General features: G+C 69.4%; 23 protein-coding genes. 14 read left to right on the top strand and 9 right to left on the bottom strand.

Features of this window, described 5'->3' with window-relative positions; all coding sequences use genetic code 11:
- Nucleotides 1–303: 303 nt before the first annotated feature.
- The 3 genes from AC0685_RS21795 to eccCa form a co-directional block, all read right to left on the bottom strand.
- Nucleotides 304–1,335: an HNH endonuclease signature motif containing protein gene (locus AC0685_RS21795; RefSeq protein WP_478227287.1), complete on the bottom strand. Its 1,032-nt coding sequence runs from the start codon at nt 1,333–1,335 to the stop codon at nt 304–306.
- A gap of 385 nt (nt 1,336–1,720) precedes the next feature.
- Entirely contained in the window at nt 1,721–2,464 is a 744-nt protein-coding gene (locus AC0685_RS21790; protein ID WP_478227222.1) for a serine hydrolase domain-containing protein, read from the bottom strand.
- Between the two features lie 179 nt (nt 2,465–2,643).
- The gene (eccCa, locus tag AC0685_RS21785) at nt 2,644–6,585 is read right to left on the bottom strand and encodes a type VII secretion protein EccCa (protein WP_478227221.1); all 3,942 of its coding nucleotides are present in this window, start codon (nt 6,583–6,585) and stop codon (nt 2,644–2,646) included.
- 153 nt (nt 6,586–6,738) lie between these two features.
- Here eccCa and AC0685_RS21780 point away from each other — a divergent pair, with 153 nt between their 5' ends.
- The 6 genes from AC0685_RS21780 to eccD are packed head-to-tail and all read left to right on the top strand — an operon-like array spanning nt 6,739 to nt 12,173.
- Entirely contained in the window at nt 6,739–7,518 is a 780-nt protein-coding gene (locus AC0685_RS21780) for a WXG100 family type VII secretion target (protein ID WP_340687526.1), read from the top strand.
- Nucleotides 7,519–7,539: 21 nt separating this feature from the next.
- A complete protein-coding gene (locus AC0685_RS21775; RefSeq protein WP_478227220.1) occupies nt 7,540–8,583 on the top strand; it encodes a hypothetical protein in 1,044 nt (347 codons plus the stop codon).
- A gap of 17 nt (nt 8,584–8,600) precedes the next feature.
- Nucleotides 8,601–9,950 (top strand): WXG100 family type VII secretion target, encoded by a 1,350-nt coding sequence (locus tag AC0685_RS21770; RefSeq protein WP_478227219.1) that lies wholly within the window; start codon nt 8,601–8,603, stop codon nt 9,948–9,950.
- Between the two features lie 5 nt (nt 9,951–9,955).
- Nucleotides 9,956–10,474, top strand: coding sequence for a hypothetical protein (locus AC0685_RS21765; protein ID WP_478227218.1), 519 nt, complete (start codon nt 9,956–9,958; stop codon nt 10,472–10,474).
- Entirely contained in the window at nt 10,471–10,800 is a 330-nt protein-coding gene (locus AC0685_RS21760) for a YbaB/EbfC family nucleoid-associated protein (protein WP_016336001.1), read from the top strand. Before AC0685_RS21765 ends, AC0685_RS21760 begins: the two co-directional genes overlap by 4 nt.
- A complete protein-coding gene (eccD, locus tag AC0685_RS21755; RefSeq protein WP_478227217.1) occupies nt 10,797–12,173 on the top strand; it encodes a type VII secretion integral membrane protein EccD in 1,377 nt (458 codons plus the stop codon). The genes AC0685_RS21760 and eccD overlap by 4 nt, the downstream gene beginning before the upstream one ends.
- 142 nt (nt 12,174–12,315) lie before the next feature.
- Here the strand turns inward: eccD and AC0685_RS21750 are convergent, their stop codons facing one another.
- On the bottom strand, nt 12,316–13,389 hold the full coding sequence (locus AC0685_RS21750; RefSeq protein ID WP_478227216.1) for a type VII secretion protein EccE: 1,074 nt from the start codon (nt 13,387–13,389) through the stop codon (nt 12,316–12,318).
- A gap of 100 nt (nt 13,390–13,489) precedes the next feature.
- On the opposite strand from AC0685_RS21750, the gene eccB reads away from it, so the two are divergent.
- From eccB to AC0685_RS21735, 3 genes are read left to right on the top strand one after another with little or no spacing between them, the layout of a single operon-like run.
- The gene (gene eccB, locus AC0685_RS21745; protein WP_478227215.1) at nt 13,490–14,965 is read left to right on the top strand and encodes a type VII secretion protein EccB; all 1,476 of its coding nucleotides are present in this window, start codon (nt 13,490–13,492) and stop codon (nt 14,963–14,965) included.
- Entirely contained in the window at nt 14,962–15,702 is a 741-nt protein-coding gene (locus AC0685_RS21740; RefSeq protein ID WP_478227214.1) for a response regulator transcription factor, read from the top strand. The genes eccB and AC0685_RS21740 overlap by 4 nt, the downstream gene beginning before the upstream one ends.
- Complete coding sequence (locus AC0685_RS21735; protein ID WP_034319368.1) at nt 15,699–16,355, top strand: response regulator; 657 nt, start codon at nt 15,699–15,701, stop codon at nt 16,353–16,355. The genes AC0685_RS21740 and AC0685_RS21735 overlap by 4 nt, the downstream gene beginning before the upstream one ends.
- A gap of 61 nt (nt 16,356–16,416) precedes the next feature.
- On the opposite strand, the gene AC0685_RS21730 is transcribed toward AC0685_RS21735, so the two are convergent.
- A complete protein-coding gene (locus AC0685_RS21730) occupies nt 16,417–17,313 on the bottom strand; it encodes an SMP-30/gluconolactonase/LRE family protein (protein ID WP_478227213.1) in 897 nt (298 codons plus the stop codon).
- Nucleotides 17,314–17,381: 68 nt separating this feature from the next.
- Here AC0685_RS21730 and AC0685_RS21725 point away from each other — a divergent pair, with 68 nt between their 5' ends.
- On the top strand, nt 17,382–17,870 hold the full coding sequence (locus AC0685_RS21725) for an Lrp/AsnC family transcriptional regulator (protein ID WP_478227212.1): 489 nt from the start codon (nt 17,382–17,384) through the stop codon (nt 17,868–17,870).
- On the opposite strand, the gene AC0685_RS21720 is transcribed toward AC0685_RS21725, so the two are convergent.
- Nucleotides 17,818–18,612 (bottom strand): carbon-nitrogen hydrolase family protein, encoded by a 795-nt coding sequence (locus AC0685_RS21720; protein WP_478227211.1) that lies wholly within the window; start codon nt 18,610–18,612, stop codon nt 17,818–17,820. The genes AC0685_RS21725 and AC0685_RS21720 overlap by 53 nt on opposite strands.
- 84 nt (nt 18,613–18,696) lie before the next feature.
- On the opposite strand from AC0685_RS21720, the gene hisD reads away from it, so the two are divergent.
- From hisD to hisB, 3 genes are read left to right on the top strand one after another with little or no spacing between them, the layout of a single operon-like run.
- Nucleotides 18,697–20,022, top strand: coding sequence for a histidinol dehydrogenase (gene hisD / locus AC0685_RS21715; protein WP_478227210.1), 1,326 nt, complete (start codon nt 18,697–18,699; stop codon nt 20,020–20,022).
- The gene (locus AC0685_RS21710; protein WP_478227209.1) at nt 20,019–21,119 is read left to right on the top strand and encodes a histidinol-phosphate transaminase; all 1,101 of its coding nucleotides are present in this window, start codon (nt 20,019–20,021) and stop codon (nt 21,117–21,119) included. Before hisD ends, AC0685_RS21710 begins: the two co-directional genes overlap by 4 nt.
- On the top strand, nt 21,116–21,715 hold the full coding sequence (gene hisB / locus AC0685_RS21705; RefSeq protein ID WP_007029930.1) for an imidazoleglycerol-phosphate dehydratase HisB: 600 nt from the start codon (nt 21,116–21,118) through the stop codon (nt 21,713–21,715). Before AC0685_RS21710 ends, hisB begins: the two co-directional genes overlap by 4 nt.
- A 58-nt stretch (nt 21,716–21,773) precedes the next feature.
- Here hisB and AC0685_RS21700 read toward each other — a convergent pair whose 3' ends face one another.
- Genes AC0685_RS21700 through AC0685_RS21690 form a run of 3 tightly spaced genes read right to left on the bottom strand, consistent with a single transcriptional unit; the run spans nt 21,774 to nt 23,154 of the window.
- Entirely contained in the window at nt 21,774–22,343 is a 570-nt protein-coding gene (locus tag AC0685_RS21700; protein ID WP_478227208.1) for a dihydrofolate reductase family protein, read from the bottom strand.
- The gene (locus AC0685_RS21695) at nt 22,343–22,813 is read right to left on the bottom strand and encodes an SRPBCC family protein (RefSeq protein WP_478227207.1); all 471 of its coding nucleotides are present in this window, start codon (nt 22,811–22,813) and stop codon (nt 22,343–22,345) included. Before AC0685_RS21695 ends, AC0685_RS21700 begins: the two co-directional genes overlap by 1 nt.
- 2 nt (nt 22,814–22,815) lie before the next feature.
- Nucleotides 22,816–23,154: an ArsR/SmtB family transcription factor gene (locus AC0685_RS21690; RefSeq protein WP_478227206.1), complete on the bottom strand. Its 339-nt coding sequence runs from the start codon at nt 23,152–23,154 to the stop codon at nt 22,816–22,818.
- Nucleotides 23,155–23,242: 88 nt separating this feature from the next.
- Here AC0685_RS21690 and AC0685_RS21685 point away from each other — a divergent pair, with 88 nt between their 5' ends.
- Complete coding sequence (locus AC0685_RS21685; protein ID WP_016335988.1) at nt 23,243–23,398, top strand: hypothetical protein; 156 nt, start codon at nt 23,243–23,245, stop codon at nt 23,396–23,398.
- Nucleotides 23,399–23,681 lie beyond the last annotated feature (283 nt).

Raw genomic sequence — 23,681 nt, 5'->3', positions numbered from 1 at the left:
CCGCGTTTTCGCTCGTCGGCGGTTTGAAGGTCCCGTAGGACGCCAGGTCCGCCGGGCTGACGAGCGAACACGGGTCGATCGACGCGGTGTCCTGCGCCGGAGGAGCCGACGGCCTGCTTACGGCAGGTGGACTGGCGGTGATCTGCCGTGGCGTCGACCGAGGCCGAGGAAGGGCGCAGTGCCAGCGCGACGCATCTTGACGGCCTGTCTTGCTCGTGGCTCCAAAGTGGACAGAGTTGACAGGGCATGCCCCATCCACGAAGGCGCCTCAAGAGTGCCTTCGTCGAAGTCTGGCGCCACGCTTCAGAAGGGTGGGGTGTCGTCCTCCGGTCGTGGGTCGTGGAGTGGCTCCGGGGTTGCGGTGTAGGTGCGGCCGGTGGGGGTGGTGATGGTCATGCCGCCGTTGCCGGTGGGTTCGGTGGTCCAGCCGGGTTCTTCTTTGAGGAGGTTGTGGATCTTGCAGGCGGCGTGGCAGTTGTGGTGGTCGGTGTTGCCGTGGCGGGCCCAGGTGGTGATGTGGTCGATTTCGGAGAACTCCGCCGGGCGGTGGCAGCCGGGGTGGGTGCATTCGCGGTCGCGGGCTTTGATGAGGCGGGCGAGTGAGGCGGGGGATCGGTAGGTGCCGGGGCTGGCTTCGAGGAGTTGCCCGGTGGCGGGGTCGGTGATCAGCCGGGACCAGGTGGAGGCGGGGTCGGCGGCGATCTCGCGGGTGAGCCAGCCGGGAACGGGGCCGTAGCCGGCGAGGGTGGCGGGGTCTTCGCGGGCGCCGGTCAGGGTCAGTAAGTCGACATAGACGTGGACGTGTGCCCGCGGTGTGCCGTGGCCGTCTTCGGCGAGCAGCCGTTCGGCGAAGACGTCCGCCCGGTGCTGATCCAACGTCCGGGACATGTCGGCCTTGCGGCGTTTCTTGGCCGCGTGGCTGAGCGACGCGTAAATCGAACTCGCCACTTCGGCGGGCAGCCAACCGGACAGCTTCGACATGGTCTCGTCCTCGTGCTCCAGCGACACATGCCGTAACGCGCGTTTGGCCGCGGCGCGTTCCCGGTAGCCGCCGGGATCGAACTTCTGCACTGCGTGATCCACCGATTTCCGGATCGCCCCCGGATCACGCCCGGCCAAACGCGTGGCCATCCACGCATCCACCCGGGCGGCGACCTCATCGGAGACTTCACGGGTCAGCTGGGACACCTTCGACGCCTTGTACAGATCGATATCACCGTTCTCCAACGCCGCCAACGTGGCCGGCAACCGCGCCACTAACGCACACGACGTTTCGACCAGCAGATACGCCTGATTACGAGAGACCGAGAAAGCCAACGCGACCTCCTCGGTCACCGATCTTCGCGAACCACCCACCCCAGCGAACCCCGCTATCGAACGCACCTGCCGCCCCTGCGCACGACGAAGCACAACCTCCTCGCTATACGCGGCATCCAGCAAACGAGCAGCCATCGGATTGAAAACAAAAGACGTGGTCATGACCAAGATCATACTCGAACATAAGTTCGACCGCTACTGAATCGATGGCTTCGCGGAAATTGCGCGAGATTCTCTTGGGGGTAAGGCAAATGTGGTGTGATCCGGTAGTGAGAGTGGGCTAGTCAAAAGATGTCTGGCTGGACATGGCCGACGTTATTCCGGGTCGGCGAGCCCGATTTGGAGTACTGCGCGTGTTCGCGAGGAGATATGCGCCGGAGCTACCGATCGACCGAAGGTCACCTCACAACAGGAACAGCATCCGAAACAGCGCGAACCAGTTCCTCGACGCCCTGCCCCACCGGGAAACGATCACGAGATCACGATCGGGATCGATCCACAACAAGTGCTGATCCGCGCTGCCACGCGCGAACCGGCCGGTCGGCGGCGCGGACGGGAACCCGTTGAGCCACCAGAGATAGCCATAGTCGGGGTTCCGGGGACAGGGCGTCCAACTGCGCTCGATCCAGCTCTTGCTGAGCAACCCGTTGTGGAGAAAGAGCAGCCCGAGCAGGGAGAGGTCGGCGGCGGAGATCCAGAGCCCGCCTCCCCAGTGGGCGCCACCGCTGACCACCGGGACGGTCTCGCCGTCGATGGTGGTCAGCGAGTTCCGGTAGCCGTGCCAGGACCACGTATCGGACGCGCCGAGCGGGCCGAGGACGTGTTCCTCCAGCACCGAAGGCAACGCTCGGCCGAAAAGGTGAGTGAGGGCAGGGCAAAGAAGGTTGGCGCGAACGTCGTTGTACTCCCAGGCCGAGCCCGGCGTGCCTTCTCGGTGAGGGCCGTCCAGCCGGGCCGGTTTACCCCAGAGTTCGCCGTCCCATTCGCTGGTCTGCTGCAACAGGTGATGCCAGGTGACCGAGGTCCCGGCCAACTCCGGCAGGTCGACGGTGTCCGCCATGGGCCGGTGCGGGTCGGGGATCAGCCCGCGGTCGAAGGCGATCCCGGCGACGATCGATACGACGCTTTTCGTGACGCTGAAGGCCATTTCCGGCGTATCGGGATCACCCCGCTGGTTCCGGACGCCGGCAGCAGCGGTCCCAGCACCTCACGGTGAGTACGTTCTCTCACCTGACTCGCCAGGTACGCGCTCATGTTGTCGATGCCCGGCGTGACGCGCTCGGCCTGTGCCGCCACGGCGGCCTGAACAGCGGACAGATCCAGTGCCTAGTCCTCCACAGGCTTCGTCCAGGCAACCTGAACGAGCCCGGTCCCATGCCGCCGCGACACCAGCACGCCCCGTCCCGCGGGCTGAGGCCCGGGCTTCACGTCCCCGAGCAGTGCCCCTTCGTCCCGCGACCCGGACATCACGAGGCCAGGGGAGCCCAGCTCCCGGATCCGTTGCAGCACAGGTTCGAACAGGGAACGCCCGGCACCGCCGCTCCCGCGCGCGATGACGAGGTGGAGCCCGATGTCCCGCGCCTGTGGCAGGAATTCCAGCAGCGGCTGCAACGGGTTCCGGCCGACGGTCGCGACCATTTCGTAGTCGTCGACGAGCACGAACAGCTCCGGCCCTCGCCACCACGACCGGTTCCGCAGCTGGTCCGGCGTGACGTCCGCGCCGGGGAGCCGGTTCCGCATGGCCTGCTGGCATTGGTCGATCAGCCCGGTCAGCACGGTTTCGGAACCCGCGTAGCCGAGCAGATGCGAATCCGGCACCGCGCCCAGCATCCCCCGCCGATAGTCGGCGACGACGATCGCGGCTTCTTCCGCCGAATACTTCGACACGATGCCTTGCGCGATGGCGCGAAGGAGCGAGCTCTTGCCGGATTCCACGTCACCGAAGGCCAGGAAATGCGGTTCGGTGGCGAAGTCGAGGTGCACCGGCCGCAGATTCGATTCCGCGATACCGAGCGTGACCTGCTTGCGCGGACCGGCTTCCAGCGAGTCCAGCGGCACTTCGGCGGGCAGCAGACGGACGGCGGGCGCGGGATTCCCCTTCCAGGCGGCGGAAATCCGGCGGTTCAGGTCCAGGCCACCGGCGCCGACGGTGTCCGGGCGCTGGTCTGAGTCGATACGCGGGAGCGCCGCGAGGAAGTGCAGCTTGTCGGCGGTCAGCCCTCGGCCCGGCCGGTCCGCCGGGACGTTCTGCGCGATCTTGCGGTCGATGAGCGAGTCCGCCGGTTCACCGAGCCGCAGTTCGAACTTGGTGCCGATGGCGTCGCGCAGCGTCGCCCGCATGCCCATCCACTGGTTGATCGAGACGACGACGTGGATGCCGAAACCGAGCCCGCGCGAGGCCAGGCTGGTGATCTGTTCCTCCAGCTGTTCGTATTCCTGGCGGATCGTGGTCCAGTTGTCCACGAACAGGAAGACGTCGCCGAACTCGCGGCCTTCCGTGCTCTCCCGGAACTCCGAACGCCGCTGGCGGAACGCCGTGATCGACTCGATCCCGTTGGCGGAGAAGAACTCCTCGCGCTGTTCGAGCAGGGTCGTCAGTTCCGCCACCACCCGGCGGCAGCGCTGGGCGTCGCGCCGGGTCGCGTAGCCGGACACGTGGGGCAGCCCGGCGATCGGCGCCAGCGCGCCACCGCCCATGTCCAGCACGAACAGCTGGACCTCTTCCGGCGTGTGGGTGAGCGCGAGCATCGCGGCGATGTCGCGCATCAGCGTGCTCTTGCCGCTCTGTGGCGCCCCGACGATCAGCGCGTGCCCGGCGGCACCGGAGAAATCGGCCCACAGCATGTCGCGCCGCTGTTCGAAGGGCTTGTCCACCAGGGCGACCGGGATCATCAGCTTGCCGTTGCCACCCCAGCCCAGCGGGCACAAGCCGCGCACCGGGTCTTCGCCGAGCGGAGGCAGCAGCTGGTCCAGCGTCGGCGGTTCGGCCAGCGGCGGAAGCCAGATCTGGTGCGCTTCCGGGCCTTTGCCTTCGATCCGCGAGATCATCGCGCCGATGATGGTCTCGCCGGTGCCCTTTTCGACCGGCGCCTCGGCCTCGACGGTCACCGGGATCTCGACCGGTGCCAGTGTGAACGGCATCAGCCCGAGACTCTGCCCGTCCTTGCGCACGATCTTGCTGCGCGGCGGCAGTTCCCCCGAGACGTACGCGGCCTTGAGCCGGATGAGGGTGTCGTTGTCGGACTTCAGATACGCCGAACCCGGCACGGGCGGCAGCTGGTAGGCGTCGGCGACACCGAGCACCGCGCGGCTCTCCGACGCGGAGAACGTCCGCAGGCCGATCCGGTAGGACAGGTGCGAATCCAGCCCGCGCAGCCGTCCCTCCTCCAGCCGCTGCGAGGCCAGCAGCAGGTGGATCCCGAGACTCCGCCCCAGCCGCCCGATCGCGACGAACAGGTCGATGAACTCCGGCCGCGAGGACAGCAGCTCGCTGAATTCGTCGATGATCACCAGCAAGGACGGCAACGGCCGCAGGTTGGCGCCCGATTCCCTGGCCTTCTCGTAGTCCCGCACGGACGCGTAGTTCCCGGCCGCGTGCAGGAGTTCCTGACGCCGCAGCAGTTCGCCGTTCAGCGCGTCCGCCATGCGGTCGACCAGCGCGAGATCGTCGGAAAGGTTGGTGATGACGGCGCAGGTGTGCGGCAGCCCGGTCATCCCGGCGAACGTCGCACCACCCTTGAAGTCGATCAGCGCGAGGTTCAGCTTCTCCGACGAATGCGTCACGGCGAGCGCGGTGACCAGCGTCCGCAGCAGCTCGCTCTTGCCGGATCCGGTCGCGCCGATGACCAGCCCGTGTGGCCCCATCCCGCCTTCGGCCGATTCCTTCAGGTCGAGTTCGACCGGCCTGCCTTCGGGGTTCACGCCCAGCGGGATGCGCAGCCGGTCCCGCGCGGACCGCGGCGCCCAGGTGACCTCGGTGTCGGTGTCGCGCGGATCGCCGATACCGAGCAGCCCGGCCAGTCCGAACGTCGCCGACATCGGCGCCTCACTGACCACCGCCGTGCCCTGGAACAGCGGCGTCAGCATCCGGGACAGCGCTTCGGCGGCGCCGCGGTCCAAGGTGTCCGGCTTGCCGAGGAAACCGAGCCGTTGCTCCGTACCGTCACCGACGACCATCCCGAGCTGCTCCGGGCTCATGTGCAGGCTCAGCAGCCGTTCCGACGAGACCGACCGCGGCTGCTCCGCGCCGATCTCGATCACGGTGACACCGAGCCTGCCCTCCTCGGCGACGAGCCGCGTGTCGCCGTGGGTGTGCCCGCCGTCCACGATCACGACGATCTGGGGCAGGTCCAGCCGGGCGTCCGGCCGCCGGGTGAACGCGGGCCGGTCGCCGAGGTCGGGGCCGAGCAGGTCGGCGAGCTTCCCGGAGCCAGCGTCGACGAGCCGCCGCGGACCGGCGGCGTCGGCGGCGGTGGAGGCGACGTGCGGCAGCCACTTCGCCCATTCCCAGTCGTGCAGCCGGTCGTCCTTGACACACAACGCGATCCGCAGATCGCCGGGCGAGTGGAACGTCGCCAGCTGGGTCAGCAGCGCCCGCGCGGTCCCGAGCGTGTCCGGGCGGCGGCCGGACAGGACGACCTGCGCGAACGACCGCAGCGAGACCGCGACCGGGAGCCCGTCGACCGTCGAATAGGTGCGGATGAAGTGCTTGAGGTTCGTCGAACACACCGGATCGAGGTCTTCCAGCGGGACGGTCTGCGGCGCCTTCAACGGTGTCGCCAGCCGCTGCGGCCCTGTTCCGATCCGCACCTGCCCGAACTGGGCGTCGGACCGGCGGCGATCCCACAGCCTGCCCGTCTCGACGTAGGCCCACAGATCCGCCGGGTCGGGTTGCAGCGCCGCCATCGCCGCTCGCTGGTTGTCCGCGATATCCCGGACCTGGCCGCGCAAACCGGTCAGATACCGCTGGTAGTCCCGGCGTTCCTCGTTGATCTGAGCCTTCTTCTGTGCGCCGCCGCGGCCGAGCGACATCACGACCATGCCCACCATCGCGGTGAGGAACAACGCGCCGAAGATGTACGTCATCACGCCACCGTCGCGTCCGATGTAGACGAACGACATGGCTCCCATGCCCAGCATCATCGGCATGAACATCAGCAACTGCATGGCTCCGCCGGAGGAGCCCTTCGGCAGCATCGGCGGGGACTGCAGGACGATTTCACCGGGCTGCTCGCCCAGGGCCGGCAGGCGGTCGCGAGTGGCGCTCATCAGGGTCTTTCTGGCCGCTTGTGGGTAATCCTGCCGATCATTCTGGCCACTCGTGCCGCCCTCTTGGTGGGTACTTTTGCCGTCCGCTCACGTCTGGTGGCGAACTTACGCTGCTGGTCAACGCAGACGTGGGGGAAGAGAGTAAGGAGAGCCATGGTCGGCACGGGCGAGTACCGGGCGGAGCCCGAGGCCATGCGCTCGGCGGTCGGGAACCTGGGCGGCATCATCATGCAGGGCATCAACGTCGTCGCCGACCTCGAACGCACCGTCCTCCAGCCGATGTCGTTCGCCACGTTCGGCAGCGCGGTGGCGGCGGCCAACACGGCCATGCAGAGCCAGCAGGTGGTCGCGGTCCGGACGCTCCTGCAACTGCTGCAGCAGATCAACGGCTTCATCAAGAGCAGTGCCGACGCCTACCAGGCCGCCGACGAGGCGGTCGCGGGCGGATACGGCGGCCGTCCGGGCGGCGGCGCGGGATCGACGTCGTCGTCGATCTGGGGCAACTCGCACGCCTCCGAACTGGCGACGCTGGCCATCAACGACAGCGCCGGCGGCGAGGGCGAGCCGTCGTCGGTCGGCAACGTGCTGCGCTACCTGGGGGACGCGCGGCTGGGGCAGCTCGGCGACCACCCGATCACCGACACGCGGTTCCACGGCGTCTCGGATTTCAACGACTGGCTGGCCGGTGACGCCGACAACCAGGCGCGGGTCGGGGTCATCGAGGTCTACGCCGGTACGGCGCGCAACTTCGGCGACGTGCCGGGCGGGGTGCACAGCGGCGACGTCGTCGTGGTCGAACCGCTCCTGTTCTCCGACAGCAAGCCGATCATCGCCATCGCCGGAGAGGGCGGGCTGCTCTACAACCACGGAATCGTCGACGCGGACATCAACGGCCTGGCGAAGGTCAGTGTCTACCGCCCGGCTTCCGTCTGACTTCCGGCCTGAGGAGCGACCATGCTGACTTACCCCAATTCCAGCGCGATGGACGCCACGGCGTCCTCGGGCGGACCGATCACGATCCTGCCGCAGATCCTCACCGGTCAGCCGGAGCAGATCGCGAAACACGTCCTCGAAGTGCTCAAGAAGGCCAACGAGTTCCTCACCATGTACAACGAGGTGACGAAGGCCGCCGAGCAGCTGGGCAAGATCTGGTCCGGCGCCGCGTCGGATTCCGCGTTGAAGAAGATCACCGACTCCCTGAACTCGCTGACCAAGATCATCCAGGTCGTGCAGAAGGGCGCCGAACTGCTCGGCATCGCCGGGACGCTGATCAAGACCGCGCAGACCGCCTACAAGGCGGTGGTCTCGGCGGTGAACCCGACGGTCGCGGGCCTGATGTCGAATCCGTGGACCTACGGCGCCGCCGTCGCGCTTTCCACCGCCACCAGTGCTTCGCTGCGCGCGTTCATCACCGCGATCGGCGCGCTGCTGAAGGCGCTCGGCGTGGTCGACCTCGCCAACCAGATCACCCAGATCGCCACCATCATCGGCGAGGTCCAGAAACTGTTCGGGCACAACGACGCCGGTGACAACGGCGCGGCGGGCAACTCGGCGGTCTCGGGCACCCCGGTCACCAACCCGCAGGCGCCGGGCTCGGTCGCCAGCGGTTCGGGACAGGCCGCCATCGGCGGTTCCGGTGGCGGTGCGGGCGGTGGTTCGACGCCGGGCGAGACGCCACCGTTCACCCAGTACCGGCCGCCCGCGCTGGGCGGGAACGGCTCCCAGGGCAACTGGCCCGGCGGCGCCGACGCCTGGATCCCGGTGGACAGACCCTCGGGTGGCGGTGCGGGTTCCGGATCCACCGGTGGAGCGCTGCCCAGCGCGGGCAACGGGAACACGGTCACCATCACCACCGACCTGAGCACCGGGAAGTCCACCGTGCAGGCGCCGGGTGGGCAGGACATCGATATCGACATCGACATGAACTACGGCGGCAAGCACTTCGAGCAGCACATCGATATCGATGCGGGAGCTGACTCACCGGCGAAGGGCAGGTAGCCGTGTGGGGGAGCGGTGTGGTCGACGCGTCGGGCGTCGTCAGTTCGATCCTGTCGAATTACCGGCGGCTCGTGGTCGAATACCAGCGGCGGGTCACCGGTGATCCTTCGGCGCTGACCGCGGCGGGCCAGCGGTGCGGCGATCGAGCGTCGACGGTTTCGGGCCGGGCGGACGAGATCGGCAAGGCGGCGAAGGCGCTCAACGCGTCTTGGGAGGGCGACGCCTACACGGCGTTCTCCACCTCCGCCGCGAAACTGAGCCAGGAACTCGGGGAGCTCGGCGCGAAACTGAGCGACCAGTCGAGCCGGCTGCGGGCGGGCGCGCAGGCCCTGCAGGGTGCGAAGTCCTGTGTGGACTCGATCCTCGCCCAGTTCGACCAGTACGCCGCGCAGCTCATCAGCCAGGCGCGGACGGCGAACGCGAACGCGGTCAACGCGTTCATCTCCGCCGCCCGGCAACTCGGTGAGCGTGCCGCGCAGGCGGCGCAGGAGATCGCCGACGAGCTGAGCGAAGAACTCGCGCTGCTGTTCCCGCCGGAGGGCGCCGGCCGGATCGAGCACGAGCTCGGCAAATGGGGCCGCGGCCCGTTGTACTGGCTCAACGGTGAAGCCCTCGACGGCCGCAAACGTCCGCGCTCGCATCCTTCATGGTTCGGCAACTCGGGCTGGAAGAAGCTCACCTGGGACGGTCTCGAAGGCACGCGCGCCCCGCGCGCGGGTGACACCCCGTTCGGCAGGCCGAAGCCGGAAGGCCTGCGCGACAAGGCCTGGGGCAACACCGAGATCACCTACGCCAAGTGGAAGCAGGAGCAGGACGGCTTCACCCCGGGTTGGGACGCCAAGATCTCCTCGCAGGGCTGGGACGTCAAGGCGTCCGGGCACGCGGAACTGGCCGCCTTCAAGGAAGAACTCGAACGCAAGGGCGAGTGGGGCGTCGCTTCGGGCAGCGCCAAGGGAACCGCGTTCGTCGGCGGTGAGGTGAACGGATCGCTGCAGGCGGGCGCGCACGGGGTCGGTGTGCACGCCAACGCCTTCGTCGGCGGCAAGATCGAAGGCGAAGTCGCGGCGGACGTGGCCGGCGTCGGCGTCGGCGCGAGCGGAACCCTCCAATATGGACTCGGTGCGCAGCTCGACGGCCAAGCCGTCTACGACGCCGGGCATATCAAGGTCAACTTCAAGGCGGGTGTCGCGCTCGGCCTCGGTGCCGGGATCGGCGCGAAGATCGACATCGATCTGCCGAAGATCGCGGACACCGTCGGCGAATACGGCGGCGCGGCCGTCGACGCGGTGAGCGGCGCGGCGGGCCAGGCGGCGGACGCCGTCGGCGAGGCGTGGGACGACGCGATCACCTACGTGGGCACGTGGTGACGGGGATGGGCGAAACGATGACGCAGGACCGGGTCTCCCTCCCGCTCGGATTCGACATCCCCGAGGGCTGGGTGCCGGTCGAGCCGGCGTCCGTCGGTGCCGAGGGCGCGGTCTTCGTGGCGGTGCACTCCGGGACGTACGCGGAGTTCACCCCGAACATCACCCTGAGCATCGGGCAACGGCCCGACCCGGCGGAGATCACCGGCATCGCCGACGAGGCCGTCGAACGTCTCGGCCGGTCCATGGCCGCGCTCGAAGTGGTGCGGCGCAAGGTGATCGGCACCGGGATCGCGCCAGGGGTGACGCAGGTGCTGCGCATCCGCACCGGCGAAGGACAGGATCTCGTACAGACGCAGGTGCTGCTGACCGTGCCGGGGGCGACCCCGGCCGAGCGGCTGATCCTCGAAATCGCTTGTACCGCAATGCCCGAGGCGGCCCGTGGCCTCGGTGACGACTTCCGGCGGTTCGTGGGCAGTGTCCACGTCCGGCGGGATTTCACCGCAGATGAAGGAGAAGACTCGTGACCACCGACCCCTACGCCATGCCGGACATGGACGAGTTGCTGGACCAGGTCCGCAAGCAGACCGAAGAGGTGCAGCGCATCCAGCGTTCGGTCGAGGCGATGGAGGTCAAGGCGCACTCGCGGCAGAACGAGGTCACCGTCGTGCTGCGTGGTGACGGCCGGTTCACCTCGATCGACATCGACCCGCGCGCGGTGCGTCAGTACGACGCGCGCAACCTCTCGGAGATCGTGCTGGAGGCGGTCAACAACGGGCTGCAGAAACTGGCCGAGGCCAGCAGCGCCAAGTTCGCCCCGGTCATCGAGTCCGCCAAGTCGATCGAAGCATGACGGCCGCGATCGCGGGCTCCACCCGGCGCGTCACGGTGGTGACACCGCGGGCGCGCGTCGATGTGGCCCTGCCGCAGCAGAGCACGTTCGCCGAACTCGTCCCGCAGCTCGTGCGGCTCGCGGGCGCGTCGGGGCAGGCGTCGGCCGAGCATCCCGGCTGGGTGCTGTCCCGGCTCGGCGGCGCTCCGCTCGCGCTCGGGCTCACGGTCGCCGCGGCACAGGTGCGCGACGGCGAAGTCCTCCATCTGACCCCGCGGGAACGCCCGCGGGGTCCGCTGCTGTTCGACGACGTCGTCGACTCGATCGCCAGCGTCGCCGAGTCGGGCACCGGGCGGTGGGGGCCGCCGGTGGCGCGCAAGGCGGGCATCGTCGCGTCGGTGGTGCTGCTGCTCGTCGGTGGGTTGCTGGTGCAGGCCGCCGCGTCCGGCAGTGTGCTGGCGCCGATCGGGACCGGGCTGCTCGCGCTCGTCCTGGTGCTGGGCGGCGGCGCGCTGAGCCGCGCGTACGGCGACGCGGAGGCCGGTGCCGCCGGCGCGCTCGCCGGGGTCGGCGCGGCGCTTTTGGCGGGGATGTCGATCCTGCCGCCGCATCCGCTGTTCTCACTGTCGGCCGGACCGCTCGCCGCCGGGCTCGCGATCGTGACCGTCTATGGCGTGATCGCGGCCGTTTCGGTGGCGGACCGGTTGCCGTGGTTCGTCGCGGTGACCGTGTCGGCCGGGCTCGGCGCGATCACCACCGCCATCGTCCTGCTGGCCGATGTCCGCCCGGTTTCGGCGGCCGCCGTGGTCGCCGTCGTGGCGACGGCGCTGGCCGCGGTCGCGCCGATGATGGCGCTGCGGCTCGGCAGGCTGCCGCTGCCCCGGGTGCCCGACGACATGGACTCGTTCCGTGCCGACGAGAACCCTTCGCTCGGCGAGGACATGGTCGGCGGCACGACGTACGCGCAGGCGTTGCTGACCGGGCTGCTCGTCGCGCTCGGGCTCGTCGTGGTTTCGGCGTCGGTGGTCCTGTCGTCCTCCGGCGGGGCTTGGGAAGCGGGCTTGTGCGCGCTGCTGGGGCTGGCGCTGATGCTGCGCTCGCGCGCCTTCGCAGGCCGCTCGCAGCGGGTCGTGCTCATCGGTTTCGGCGCGGCGGCCCTGGCGGCGGCCGGATTCTGGCTCGCCGCGAGCGGTCCGCGTTCGTTCGTCTTCGCCGCGGGCTGCGCCGTCGTCGTCGCGGCGGGCGTCTGTCTCACCTACGCGACGCGTGTCGTGAAGGGACGTCGTTCTCCTTATTGGGCAAGGACTCTCGATATCGTCGAGTTCCTGGTGCTGCTCTCGCTGATCCCGTTCGTCGGCATGATCGCCGGGGTCTACGAGGCCGTGCGGGGCTGACCCCTCTCTTCACGCATTTAGTCCTCTGAATGCGGTACTTGCGTCACGCAACTACCGCATTCAGAGGACTAAATGCGTCACGTCCGTGAAGGACTCCTTCCCTACCCTCAGAGAAGAAAGGAGTCCTTCACGGACCGTCCCCTCAGTTCTCCAGCGCCAGCGGCAGGGTCCGCCGGACCGCCGCCGCGTGCCGTCCGTGCAGCGGGGTCACCGCGATCCCGCTCGGCCGCACCGGTTCCGCTCCCGGTCGTCCGCCGACCCGGATGGCCACCTCGGACTTCTCGCGTCCGCCGGGCGAGCGGTACAGCGTGTACGAAGTCGCGGTGAACGCCGAGCCAGGGACGTGAAGATCCAGTGTCCGCGCGAGATCCCGCTCCGACCGGGGCCGGTAGCAGACCTGCGACGCCCCGCCCCAGTCCCAGGAACGCCAGCCGTCCACCGGCGCGTCCTGGCCGCTGCCGAGCGCGACGCGCAGGTTTTCCGTCACCTCACCGGCTTCGAGCACGGTGCTCTCGAACCCGGCTTCGGCGAGCGCGCCCATCAGGGAGAGCGCCGCGCAGGCGGTGCTACGCAGCGCGCCGAGTTCTCCGCCGCCTCTGGCGAGCGCGGCGATCGGCGCGTCCTCGGGACGGTACCGGACGGTGAGCCAGCGGACGCGCAGCAAGGACTGTCCATTGGGGACGGTCCAGGTCAGCAGTTGCGCGCTGGACAAAGGGATCCCGGTGCTCGTGTACGCCTCGCGCAGGATGCCGACGAGCGTGTCCGGCGCGGGTGCCACGGCGCCGGGGGTGAGCCGGACGATGGCGCTCCACCCGTCGCTGACCTCGGCGACCCCGAAGCGGTTGCCCGCGCGGTCGACGTGCTGGCGCACCCGGACAGGACCGGCGAGCCGGTGCAGCGGATCGGGGACTTCGTGTTTGTCGCGGCCCCTCAGTCGATACGCGGCCCAGGTGAGCGCCCAGCCGGCGGCGTGGTGTCCGGCGAAGCGGACCGAAGTCGTCAGCACGAGGACGCCGGCGACGGCGACGATGCTGATCCACGCGGCCTGCGGGATCCCGTCGACGGTGAGGGCCAGCAGGATCGCGATCCCGGCGATCTCCCAGAGCGCCGCCTGCAGCGGACGGATCGGCAGCAGCCAGGGCAGCGGCGCCGCGCCCGCGATCCCGCGCGCGGGCGCCTGTTCCGGGACCGGGCGGGCCGGGGCTTCAACCGACAAGGAATTCCCCTCCTCCGTGCACGCGCACGACGGTAGCCCCGCCCCGCGCGGGGGAGGGGCGTAAAAAATACCCTCACCGCGAACCTGGCCGGAACCTAACGTGAGCACCCTCGAAACGGGTGGGCTCGAACGGCGGGGGACGGGGAGCGTGTGGACGCAGCGGGACCAGATCCAGGCCTACCAATTCCTCCGCAGGAGACTGGTTTCGGCACTGGTCTCGGCTGACGCCAACCATCCGGTCGCCCCGAGCCGCAGGCTCGTCATCGGGACTCTGTGCGGGCTCGGCGTGGCGCTGCTGGTCACCGCGGTCTTCGGCGTGATCGGCCTGCTGAACCCCTCCGGCGGCAAGGACTGGCTGGCGGGCGGCAAGGTGATCGTCGAAGAGGGCACGGGCGCGCGCTACATCCTCGGCCAGGACGGCGCGCTGCACCCCGTGCTCAACTACGCCTCCGCACGGCTGATGGCGGGCGGCAACGGTGAGGCCACCGTCACCGTCCCGTCGGACAAGCTCGCAAAGGCGCCGCGGGGTTCGCAGATCGGCATTCCCGGCGCCCCCGATTCGCTGCCCGCGGCGGCCGCGCTGGTGAACACGCCGTGGACGAGCTGCTCGCGGACGACCCAGGACGCGCCCGCGTCGGCCGAACCGGAGACGACGGTGCTCCTCGGCGCGCCCGCCGCCGGGGTCGACCTGCCGAGGGACCAGGCCGTCGTGGTCCGTGTCCCCGACGGCGAGCGCTACCTCGTCACGGCGGGACGCCGCTACAAGCTCACCCCGGAGGCCGCCACGGCGCTGCAGTTCGACACCTACCCGGTGATCGCGGTGTCCTCCCGGTGGATCGGTACCGTCGCCGCCGGACGCGATCTGGCCTACCGCGCGGTCGAAGACGCCGGGCGGCCCGGCCCGAAGGTCGGCGGCGCCGCGACGAAGGTCGGTTCGGTGCTCGGCGTCATCGACGCGATGGCGTCGCCCAGCGACGCGACGTCCTACTACCTCGTCCGTGCCGAAGGGCTCGAACCGATCGGCCAGACCGAGGCGAGCCTGCTGATCAACACGCCGGAGAACGCGGACGCCTACACCGGCGTCCCGGCGCCCGTCGCGGTGCGCGCGGCCGACGTGGCCGCGGTGCCGAAGGTCGCCAAGGCGAGGACGGGCGGGGCCGATCCCGCGGAGTATCCGGACCGAATCCCGCGAAAAGCGCCCGTTACCGGACAGTCCGTGACCTTATGCGCACAGGGTTCTCGAATCGTTATCTCCGCACAGGTCCCGTTGCCGCAAGGTGCGAAGGCGATCCCGGTGACGGCGCGCACGGACGCGCTGGTCGCCGACGCCGTCTTCGTGCCTCCGTCGGGAGGCGCGGTGGTGGCGGAATCCGGTTCCGGCACGGTCTACGTCGTCACCGACACGGGCCTGAAGTACCCGGTGGCGAGCACTGAGGCACTCGCTTCCCTCGGGTACGGCCAGGCCGAACGGCAACCGGTTCCGAATGGATTGCTGGCGCTGGTGCCGCGCGGGCCCGCGCTGGATCCGGCGCAGGCAGGCCGTGCGGTGTCCGCGGCGGTGGGTGGGACGGGGTGATCGGGAACGTGCAGAGGACCGAAGACAGGCCGGAGACCGACCGGATCGACGTCGCGGTGATCGAGGACCATCCGCTGTACCGGCACGCCGTGGTGCGGGTCCTCACCGAGGCCGAAGGGATCGAGCTGGGCGCCGTGGTCGATTCGGTCGCCCGGTTCCACGTCCATCCGCAGCCGCCCGGCAGCGTGGTGCTGCTCGACCTCGGCCTGCCGGGGATCGCCGGGTCGGCCGCCGTGCTGCAGGTGGCCGAACTGGGACATCACGTGCTCGTCGTGTCCGCGCAGGCCGAGCCCGAGCAGGTGCTCGGCGCGATCGCCGCCGGCGCCAAGGGTTTCCTGTCCAAGGACGTCGACGTCGACGAGCTGCTGACCGCGATCAGGACGGTCGCGCGGGGCAGGGCCTACGTTTCCGCGGTGGTGGCCGGGATGATCATCAAGGACAACGCCGACCGTCCCGCGCCCGCTCCGGACGTCGCGCTCTCCGCGCGGGAGAAACAGGTCCTGCGGCTCGTCGCGGCGGGCGAACGCGACGTCGACATCGCCCGCAGCCTGGGCATCGGAGTTCGGACGGTCCGCGGTTATCTGGACCGGATTCGTGACAAACTCGGAGAGAGAAGGCGGGCCGGTCTGGTCCGCAAGGCCATCCAGTTCGGGCTCGCGTCTCCGCCGGAGGTGCCCGGCCCGTCTCGGCCGGTCGCGCCCCGCGCCGACGCGGGCGGATTCGAAGGACGCCGGTGAACGCAGACGAGCAGCAGCCGAAACGCACCACGCCGATCAACGTCGGGGTGATCGAAGATCATCCGCTGTACCGGGACGCCGTCGCGCGTGTTCTCACCGAAGCGCCCGACATCGCGCTGGGCGCCGTCGCCGACTCCGTCGCGCGGTTCGCCGTCCAGGAGCAGCCGCCCGGCAGCGTCGTCGTCCTCGACCTCAAGCTGCGCGGCGTCCAGGACGCCGCCGCCGTGCTCGAAGTGGGGCAGATGGGGCACAAGGTGCTCGTGGTGTCCGCGCACGCCGAGCAGCCCGAGGTACTGGGCGCCATGCAGGCCGGGGCGAAGGGCTTCCTGTCCAAGGACGTCGACGGGGACGAACTCCTGCGCGCCATCCGCACCATCGCCGAGGACAACGCGTACGTGTCGCCGACGCTGGCCGGGATGATCATCCAGGACAGCGAAGACCGCCACGCCGGGCCCAAGATCGTCCTGTCCGAGCGGGAGAAGCAGGTCCTGCGGCTGGTCGCGGCGGGCGAACGGGACGTCGACGTGGCGGAGATCCTGAACATCAGCGTGCGGACCGTGCGGTCCTATCTCGACCGGATCCGGGACAAGACCGGGGAACGGCGGCGGGCCGGATTCGTGCGCGTCGCGATCCGGGAAGGCCTGCTGCGCTAGACCCCCGCATTTAGTCCTCTAAATGCGGTACTTGCCAAGCGCAAAGACCGCATTCAGAGGACTAAACGCGGGGGGCCGAGAAGTTCACCCGCAGCGTGTAGACCGAACTGCTCGCCGTGATGAACAGATCGTTCCGCCGCGGCCCGCCGAAGGTCAGGTTGGAACAGACCTCCGGCACCCGCAGCTTCCCGATCCGCGTGCCGTCGGGCGCGAAGCAGTGCAGGCCGTCGTGTGCGGCGGCCCAGACCCGGCCCGCGGCGTCCACGCGCACGCCGTCGAAACCGCCGGCGTCGCAGGTGGCGAAGATTCCGCCGCCGGAAAGCCGCCCGTTGCCCACCGAGAAAACCCTGATGTGGCTGGGTTTCTGCCGCGTGTCCGCGATGTAGAGCAGCGATTCGTCCACCGAGAACGCGAGCCCGTTCGGGCGCGAGAAATCGTCCGCGACGATCCGCACCGCACCGTCCACCGGATCGACCCGGTAGACGTGGCAGGCGCCGATCTCGCTTTCCGCCTGATGACCTTCGTAGTCGCTGTCGATGCCGTAACTCGGGTCGGTGAACCAGATCGCGCCGTCCGAGGACTCGACGACGTCGTTGGGGCTGTTGAACCTCTTGCCCTGATAGGTGTCCGCGAGGACGGTGGTCGTGCCGTCGTGTTCGGTGCGCGTCACCCGGCGGCCGCCCTGCTCGCAGCTGACGAGCCTGCCCTGACGGTCGACGGTGTGCCCGTTGTGGAATCCGGCGGGTTCGCGGAACACGCCGACCGCGCCGGTGGTCTCGTCCCAGCGCAGGACCCGGTCGTTCGGGATGTCGCTGAACACCAGGTACCGGCCTGCCGGGAAGTAGGCGGGCCCCTCGGTCCACCGGCAGCCGGTGTGCAGGCGCTGCATCCACTCGTCCCCGTTGACGCGGGCGAACCGCTCGTCGAGCATCTCGAAATGTGCCTTGACCATGTCCATGAGAACCCCAGTGTTCCGAATGAAATATTGCGATCATCATGAAACGCCGAACTTGATATGGTCAACCCATGGATGACGTGGATCGCATGTTGCTCACCGCGTTGCAGCAGGACGCGACCCAGGCGTACGCCGCGCTCGGCAAGGCGGTCGGCCTGTCCGCGGGCGCCGCGCACGAACGGGTCCGCAAACTACGCGAACAGGGCGTCATCCGGCGCACGACCGTCGACGTCGACCCGGCGGCGGTCGGCCGGGGAGTGATGGCGTTCGTGCTGGTCGAGGCGGGCTCGTGGATGGGCGACGCACCGACCAAGGCCGCGCTGGAGGCGCTGCCGGAGGTCGTCGAGGCGCATATCATCGCGGGCCCGGCCTCGCTGCTGGTGAAGCTGCGCACGCCGACCACCGAGGAACTGCAGGCGTCACTGCGCAGGCTGTACGCGATCGAGGGCGTCACCGGGACGCAGACGATCGTGGTGCTCGAATCCTTCTTCGAGCGATCCGTGGACGCTACAGCCGGCGGTTCGCCAGAACGCCCGTCGCCGCCCGCGCCTTCCCGCTGACCGCGGGGTCCACGTCGACGACCACCAGCTCCGGCCCGGCGCCCAGCTGGGTGTGGACGCGGCCGAAACCGTCGGACACCGTGGAGTAGCCGATCCCGGTGGGCGCCTTCGGGTTCACCGGGGTCGAGGTCGTGGCCGGATCGGCCTGCCCGCAGCCGAGGACCCAGCAGCCGGAGTCGAGCGCGCGGGCACGCACCAGTACCTCCCACTGCTCGCGTTTACCCTCGCCCGCACCCCAGGACGTCGGCACGAGGACGATGTCGGCGCCGTCGTCGGCCAGCTTCCGGAACAGTTCGGGGAAGCGGATGTCGTAGCAGGTCGCGACGCCGAACGTGATCTCGTCGACCTCGAAGGTGGCAGGCGCGGTACCGGGCGCGACCGTGTCGGACTCCGCGAACCCGAACGCGTCGTACAGATGGATCTTGTCGTAGCCGAAGTGATGCCCCGCGCCGGTGACGAGCAGGGTGTTGCTCACCCGCCCGTCGGGTGACGGCGTGAACATGCCCGCGACGACCACGACGCCGTGTTCCTCGGCGAGCGCGGCCACAGTGGACGCCCACGGCCCGTCCAAAGGTTGCGCGACGGGCCCGAGCGGGATGCCGAAGCGCGCCATCGCCGCCTCCGGGAACACGACGACCCGGGCGCCTTCGCCCGCCGCGGCCGTCACGCCCTCGCGAATCAGCTTCAGGTTCGTCTCGGGATCCTCGGCGGCCGTGAGCTGGCACAACCCGATTCGCGGCACGGAGGCCTCCCTCATCGTGGGATCGCTGGTCACCACCCCAGTGTGCCTGCTCGGGGCGATCCGGCCACCTCGTACCCTTGACCCATGCTGAACCGTACCGACCTGCGTGGACAGGTCCCGTCCGTTGCCGAGCTCAGGCGCACGCTCCCGCGTGCCGAGTACGACGTGGACGCGGCGCTGCATCACGTTCGGCCGGTGGTCGAGGCGGTCCGCGATCGCGGCGTCGAGGCGGTTCTCGAGTTCACCGAGAAGTTCGACAAGGTCCGTCCCGGCGGCGTCCGTGTGGCCGCCGCGGAGCTCACCAACGCGCTCGAGAACCTGGATCCGGCCGTCCGCGAGGCGCTGGAGGAGTCCATCGTCCGCGCCCGGAAGGTCCACGGCGACCAGCGCCGTCAGGACGTCACGACCGAGGTCGTCGACGGCGGCACCGTCACCGAGCGCTGGATCCCGGTGGACCGTGTCGGGCTGTACGCGCCGGGCGGGCTCGCGGTGTACCCCTCGACCGTGGTGATGAACGTCGTCCCGGCGCAGATCGCCGGCGTCGGCACGCTCGTGCTGTGCTCGCCGCCGCAGGCCACGTTCGGCGGGCTCCCGCACCCGACGATCCTGGCCGCCGCCGAACTGCTCGGCGTCGACGAGGTCTGGGCCGTCGGCGGGGCGCAGGCTGTCGCGCTGCTCGCGTACGGTGGCACCGACACCGACGGCACGACGCTGGAGCCGGTCGACGTCGTCACCGGTCCCGGCAATATCTATCTCACCGCGGCCAAGCGGCTGCTGCGCGGGATCATCGGCATCGACTCCGAGGCGGGCCCGACCGAGATCGCCATCCTCGCCGACGAGACCGCCGACCCGGTGCACGTCGCCGCCGACCTGATCAGCCAGGCCGAGCACGACCCGCTCGCCGCGAGCGTCCTGGTCACCACGTCCGAGGAGCTCGCGGACGCCGTCGACAAGGAGCTGACCGGCCGGGTCGCCGCGACCAAGCACTCCGAGCGAGTGACGGAGGCCCTGGGCGGCAAGCAGTCCGGCATCATCCTGGTATCCACTGTGGACGACGGGATCCGCGTCGTGGACGCGTACGCCGCGGAACACCTGGAGATCCAGACCGCGGACGCGCCGACGGTGGCGGCCCGCGTGCGCAACGCCGGCGCGATCTTCGTCGGGGCGTACGCGCCGGTCTCGCTCGGCGACTACTGCGCCGGGTCGAACCATGTCCTGCCCACCGGCGGATTCGCGCGGCACTCGTCCGGGCTTTCGGTGCAGAGCTTCCTCAAGGGCGTGCACGTCGTCGACTACAGCCAGGACGCGCTGCGCGAGATCGCCGGCCGCGTCGTCGCGCTGGCGAACGCCGAAGACCTGCCCGCCCACGGCGAGGCCATCACGGCGCGGTTCGAGGGGGAGCGGGCATGAGCATCGGCGAGGAGGTCACGCTCGGCTCGCTCCCGCTGCGGGACGACCTGCGGGGCAAGACCCCGTACGGCGCACCGCAGCTCGACGTGCCGATCCGGCTCAACACCAACGAAAACCCGTACCCGCCGCCGGACGCGCTGGTGGCCGACGTCGCCGAGGCCGTCCGCGCCGAGGCCGCTTCGCTGCATCGCTACCCGGATCGCGACGCCGTCGCGCTGCGCCAGGACCTCGCGGACTACCTCGCGGTGTCCACCGGCGTACTCGTGTCGGAGTCGAACGTGTGGGCCGCCAACGGGTCCAACGAGATCCTGCAGCAGATTTTGCAGGCCTTCGGCGGCCCCGGCCGCTCGGCGCTGGGCTTCGAGCCGTCGTACTCGATGCACCCGATCATCTCGGCGGGCACCCGCACCGACTGGCTGCCGGTGCCGCGCCGCGACGATTTCACGCTCGACACCGAGAAGGCGGCCGCGCTGGTGCGCGAACGCCGTCCGGACATCGTGTTCGTGACCAGCCCGAACAACCCGACCGGCGGGTCGATCCCGTTCGACGAGCTGCGCGGGCTGCTCGAAGCGGCGCCGGGCATCGTGGTGGTCGACGAGGCGTACGCGGAGTTCTCGTCGCAGCCGAGTGCCGTCGAGCTTCTCGAGGAGTACCCGGCGAAGCTGATCGTGTCGCGCACGATGAGCAAGGCGTTCGCCTTCGCGGGCGGGCGGCTCGGGTATCTCGCGGCCGCGCCGGCGATCGTCGACGCGCTGCAGCTGGTGCGGCTGCCGTATCACCTCTCGAAGCTCACGCAGGCCGCCGCGCGCGCCGCGCTACGGCACGCGGACGCCACCCTCGCCTCGGTCGCCAAACTCGCGGCCGAACGCGACCGCGTGGTGGAAGCGTTGCTGGGCTTGGGATTCACGCCGGTCCCGAGCGACGCGAACTTCGTCCTCTTCGGACGGTTCGCGGACGCGCCCGCGACCTGGCAGTCCTATTTGGACAACGGCGTGCTGATCAGGGACGTCGGCATCGAGGGGCACCTGCGGGTGACCATCGGGACGCCGGAAGAGAACGACGCCTTTCTCGAGGCCAGCAAGGAGGTGCCGCGATGAGTCGCGTCGGCAAGGTGGATCGCACCACCAAGGAATCGTCCATTTCGGTCCAGCTCGACCTGGACGGCACGGGACAGGTGGAGATCGACACCGGTGTCCCGTTCTACGACCACATGCTCACCGCGTTCGGCGTGCACGGCTCGCTCGACCTCAAGGTGCAGGCGACCGGTGACGTGCACATCGACGCGCACCACACCGTCGAGGACACCGCGATCGTGCTCGGCCAGGCGCTGCGGCAGGCACTCGGCGACAAGAGCGGTATCCGCCGCTTCGGCGACGCGTGGATCCCGATGGACGAAACCCTCGCGCACGCCGCGATCGACGTCTCCGGGCGCCCGTACTGCGTGCACCTGGGCGAGCCGGAGCAGTTCAACAGCTTCACCATCGGCGGGAACTACCCGTTCGTGCTGACGCGGCACGTGTTCGACTCGCTGTCGTTCCACGCGCAGATCGCGCTGCACGTGCGGGTGCTGCACGGCCGCGACCCGCACCACATCGCGGAGGCCGAGTACAAGGCCGTCGCGCGGGCGCTGCGCGCCGCCACCGAGCCGGACCCGCGGGCGGGCGGCATCCCGTCGACGAAGGGCGTCCTCTAACCCCGCGTTTAGTCCTCTGGATGCGTTCCTTGCGCGTGCAACTACCGCATCCAGAGGACTAAATGCGTCCGGTGGGCTGGTAGGTGGTGAGGAGCACGCCGGACGGGGTCGCGGTGGTGCCGGCGAACTCCAAGGAGCATGCCGGGGTTCCTTCGGCGAAGAAACGCTTGCCTGTACCCAAAAGGAGCGGGTAGACGGCCAGCAGAACCTCGTCCGCGAGCCCGTTTTCGAGCAGCGCCGAGGTCAGCGTGGAGCTGCCCGAGAGGATGAGGTCCGGGCCGTCCTGCGCCTTGATGTGGCGGACGCCTTCGACGAGGTCCGGGCCGGCACCTTCGAACGGGCCCCATTTCAGGCTTTCCGGCCGATGGGTGACGACGTATTTCGTCGCCGCCTTGAGCCGGTCCGCGAACGGGTCGCTTGGCGCGTCCGGCCAGTATTCCGACCAGAGGTCGTAGGTGCGACGGCCGAGCAGCAGGTCGAACCTTTCGGGGTGCGCGGCCATGATGGCCTCCCGGCCGGCGGGGGTCCGGTACGGCATGTTCCAGCCGCTGTACGGGAAGCCGTTCTCGTCCTCGGAGTGCTGGATCACGCCGTCGAGCGAGATGTGCTCGATCTTGAGCTTCCTCATCACGTCTCCAGCAACGCGTCGAGTTGGGGCATCGCGGCGCGGAAGCCCTCTTCCATCCCCGGGATCGTCTTCTCCATGGCTTCGATACTGGAAAACCGGGTCACGTGGATCAGGCGTGATCCCGTCGGCGTCGACTCGAAGGTGAATGTCATCGAGGACGGCATGTTCTCGTCGTCGGCGTTGTCCTCGCCGTCGTGCACCTCGAACGAGTCGATGGGGTTCACCGTGGTGAACTTCCAGGAGTCGGCCCACTTTTCGCCGTTCGGCCCGGACAGGTAGTACTCGGCGCGGCCGCCGGTCCGGAAATCGTGTTGGGTGAACGTGGCGGGTGCGAAGGGCGGCCCCCAGAAGCGTTCGAGTTGTCGTGGATCGGCCCAGGCGTCCCAAAGGCGTTTCCGCGGAACGGGAAAGTCCGCCACGACGGTGATGCTGAGCTCTTCGGGCTTCTTGGTGACGGAGGTGATCGGCATCGTCATTCCCCTTCTCGCAGGACATCGTCGAGCTGCGCCACACGTTGGCGCCAAAGGGCTTCGTAGGAGTCGAGAAGCTCGCTGGCGCGCTGGAGCCGCTCGCGGTCGGTCGAGACCAGTTGTTCGCGTCCGCTGGCACGTTTCCGGATCAGGCCCGCGCGCTGGAGCACGGCGACGTGTTTCTGCACGGCGGCGAAGCTCATCTCGTAGCGCGCGGCGAGTTCGGACACCGACGGTGCTTCCGCGATCGCCCGCGCCAGGATGTCGCGGCGGGTGCCGTCGGCCAAGGCGCGGAAGAGCTGGTTGAGCGACTCCTCGCCCTCCCCTCGAAGTACAACCATGTGGTTGTACGTTAGCCGTGCCCGGTCGCGCGGGCAAGGCCCGGGCCCGGCGCGGTCGTGATGGGGGACGTGTGGCAGGGTGGCGGTCGTGAGTAACACGACCATCGCTGTGCTGCTGTTCGCGCTCGGCGGCTTCCTGATCGGCGGCGTCTACGCGACCTGGAAGAGCGTCAAGTTCATGGCCGTCGTGCTGGGGATCGGCGCGCTGCTGGCCATCGGCGGCGCCATCGCCTGGCTGGCCTGAGCGCCGTCCGGTGAATCGGCTGCGCGCCGGGAGCCGCGTCAAGTTCCTCTTCTTCTGAAATCGGCGTGACGGCGCGATCGGGCCGGAGTGCTTCAGTCAGCGGTGGCCCGCCCGGTTCACCACCGGGGCGAAACTTCCCGACGGCCGAGCGCTCCATGATGTGGCGGAAAGCGGTCCTGTGCGACGCCGCCGAGGGCGCGCCATCCGCGCGAGGCCAAACCGCTGCGCGTGAAGGCCCCCTTCGCCGCGCTAGACGTAGTGAAGGGGGCCTTCATGTACTTCG

The organism is Amycolatopsis sp. NPDC043889 (assembly GCF_056435645.1).
This window is presented reverse-complemented; position numbering and strand designations above follow the sequence as displayed.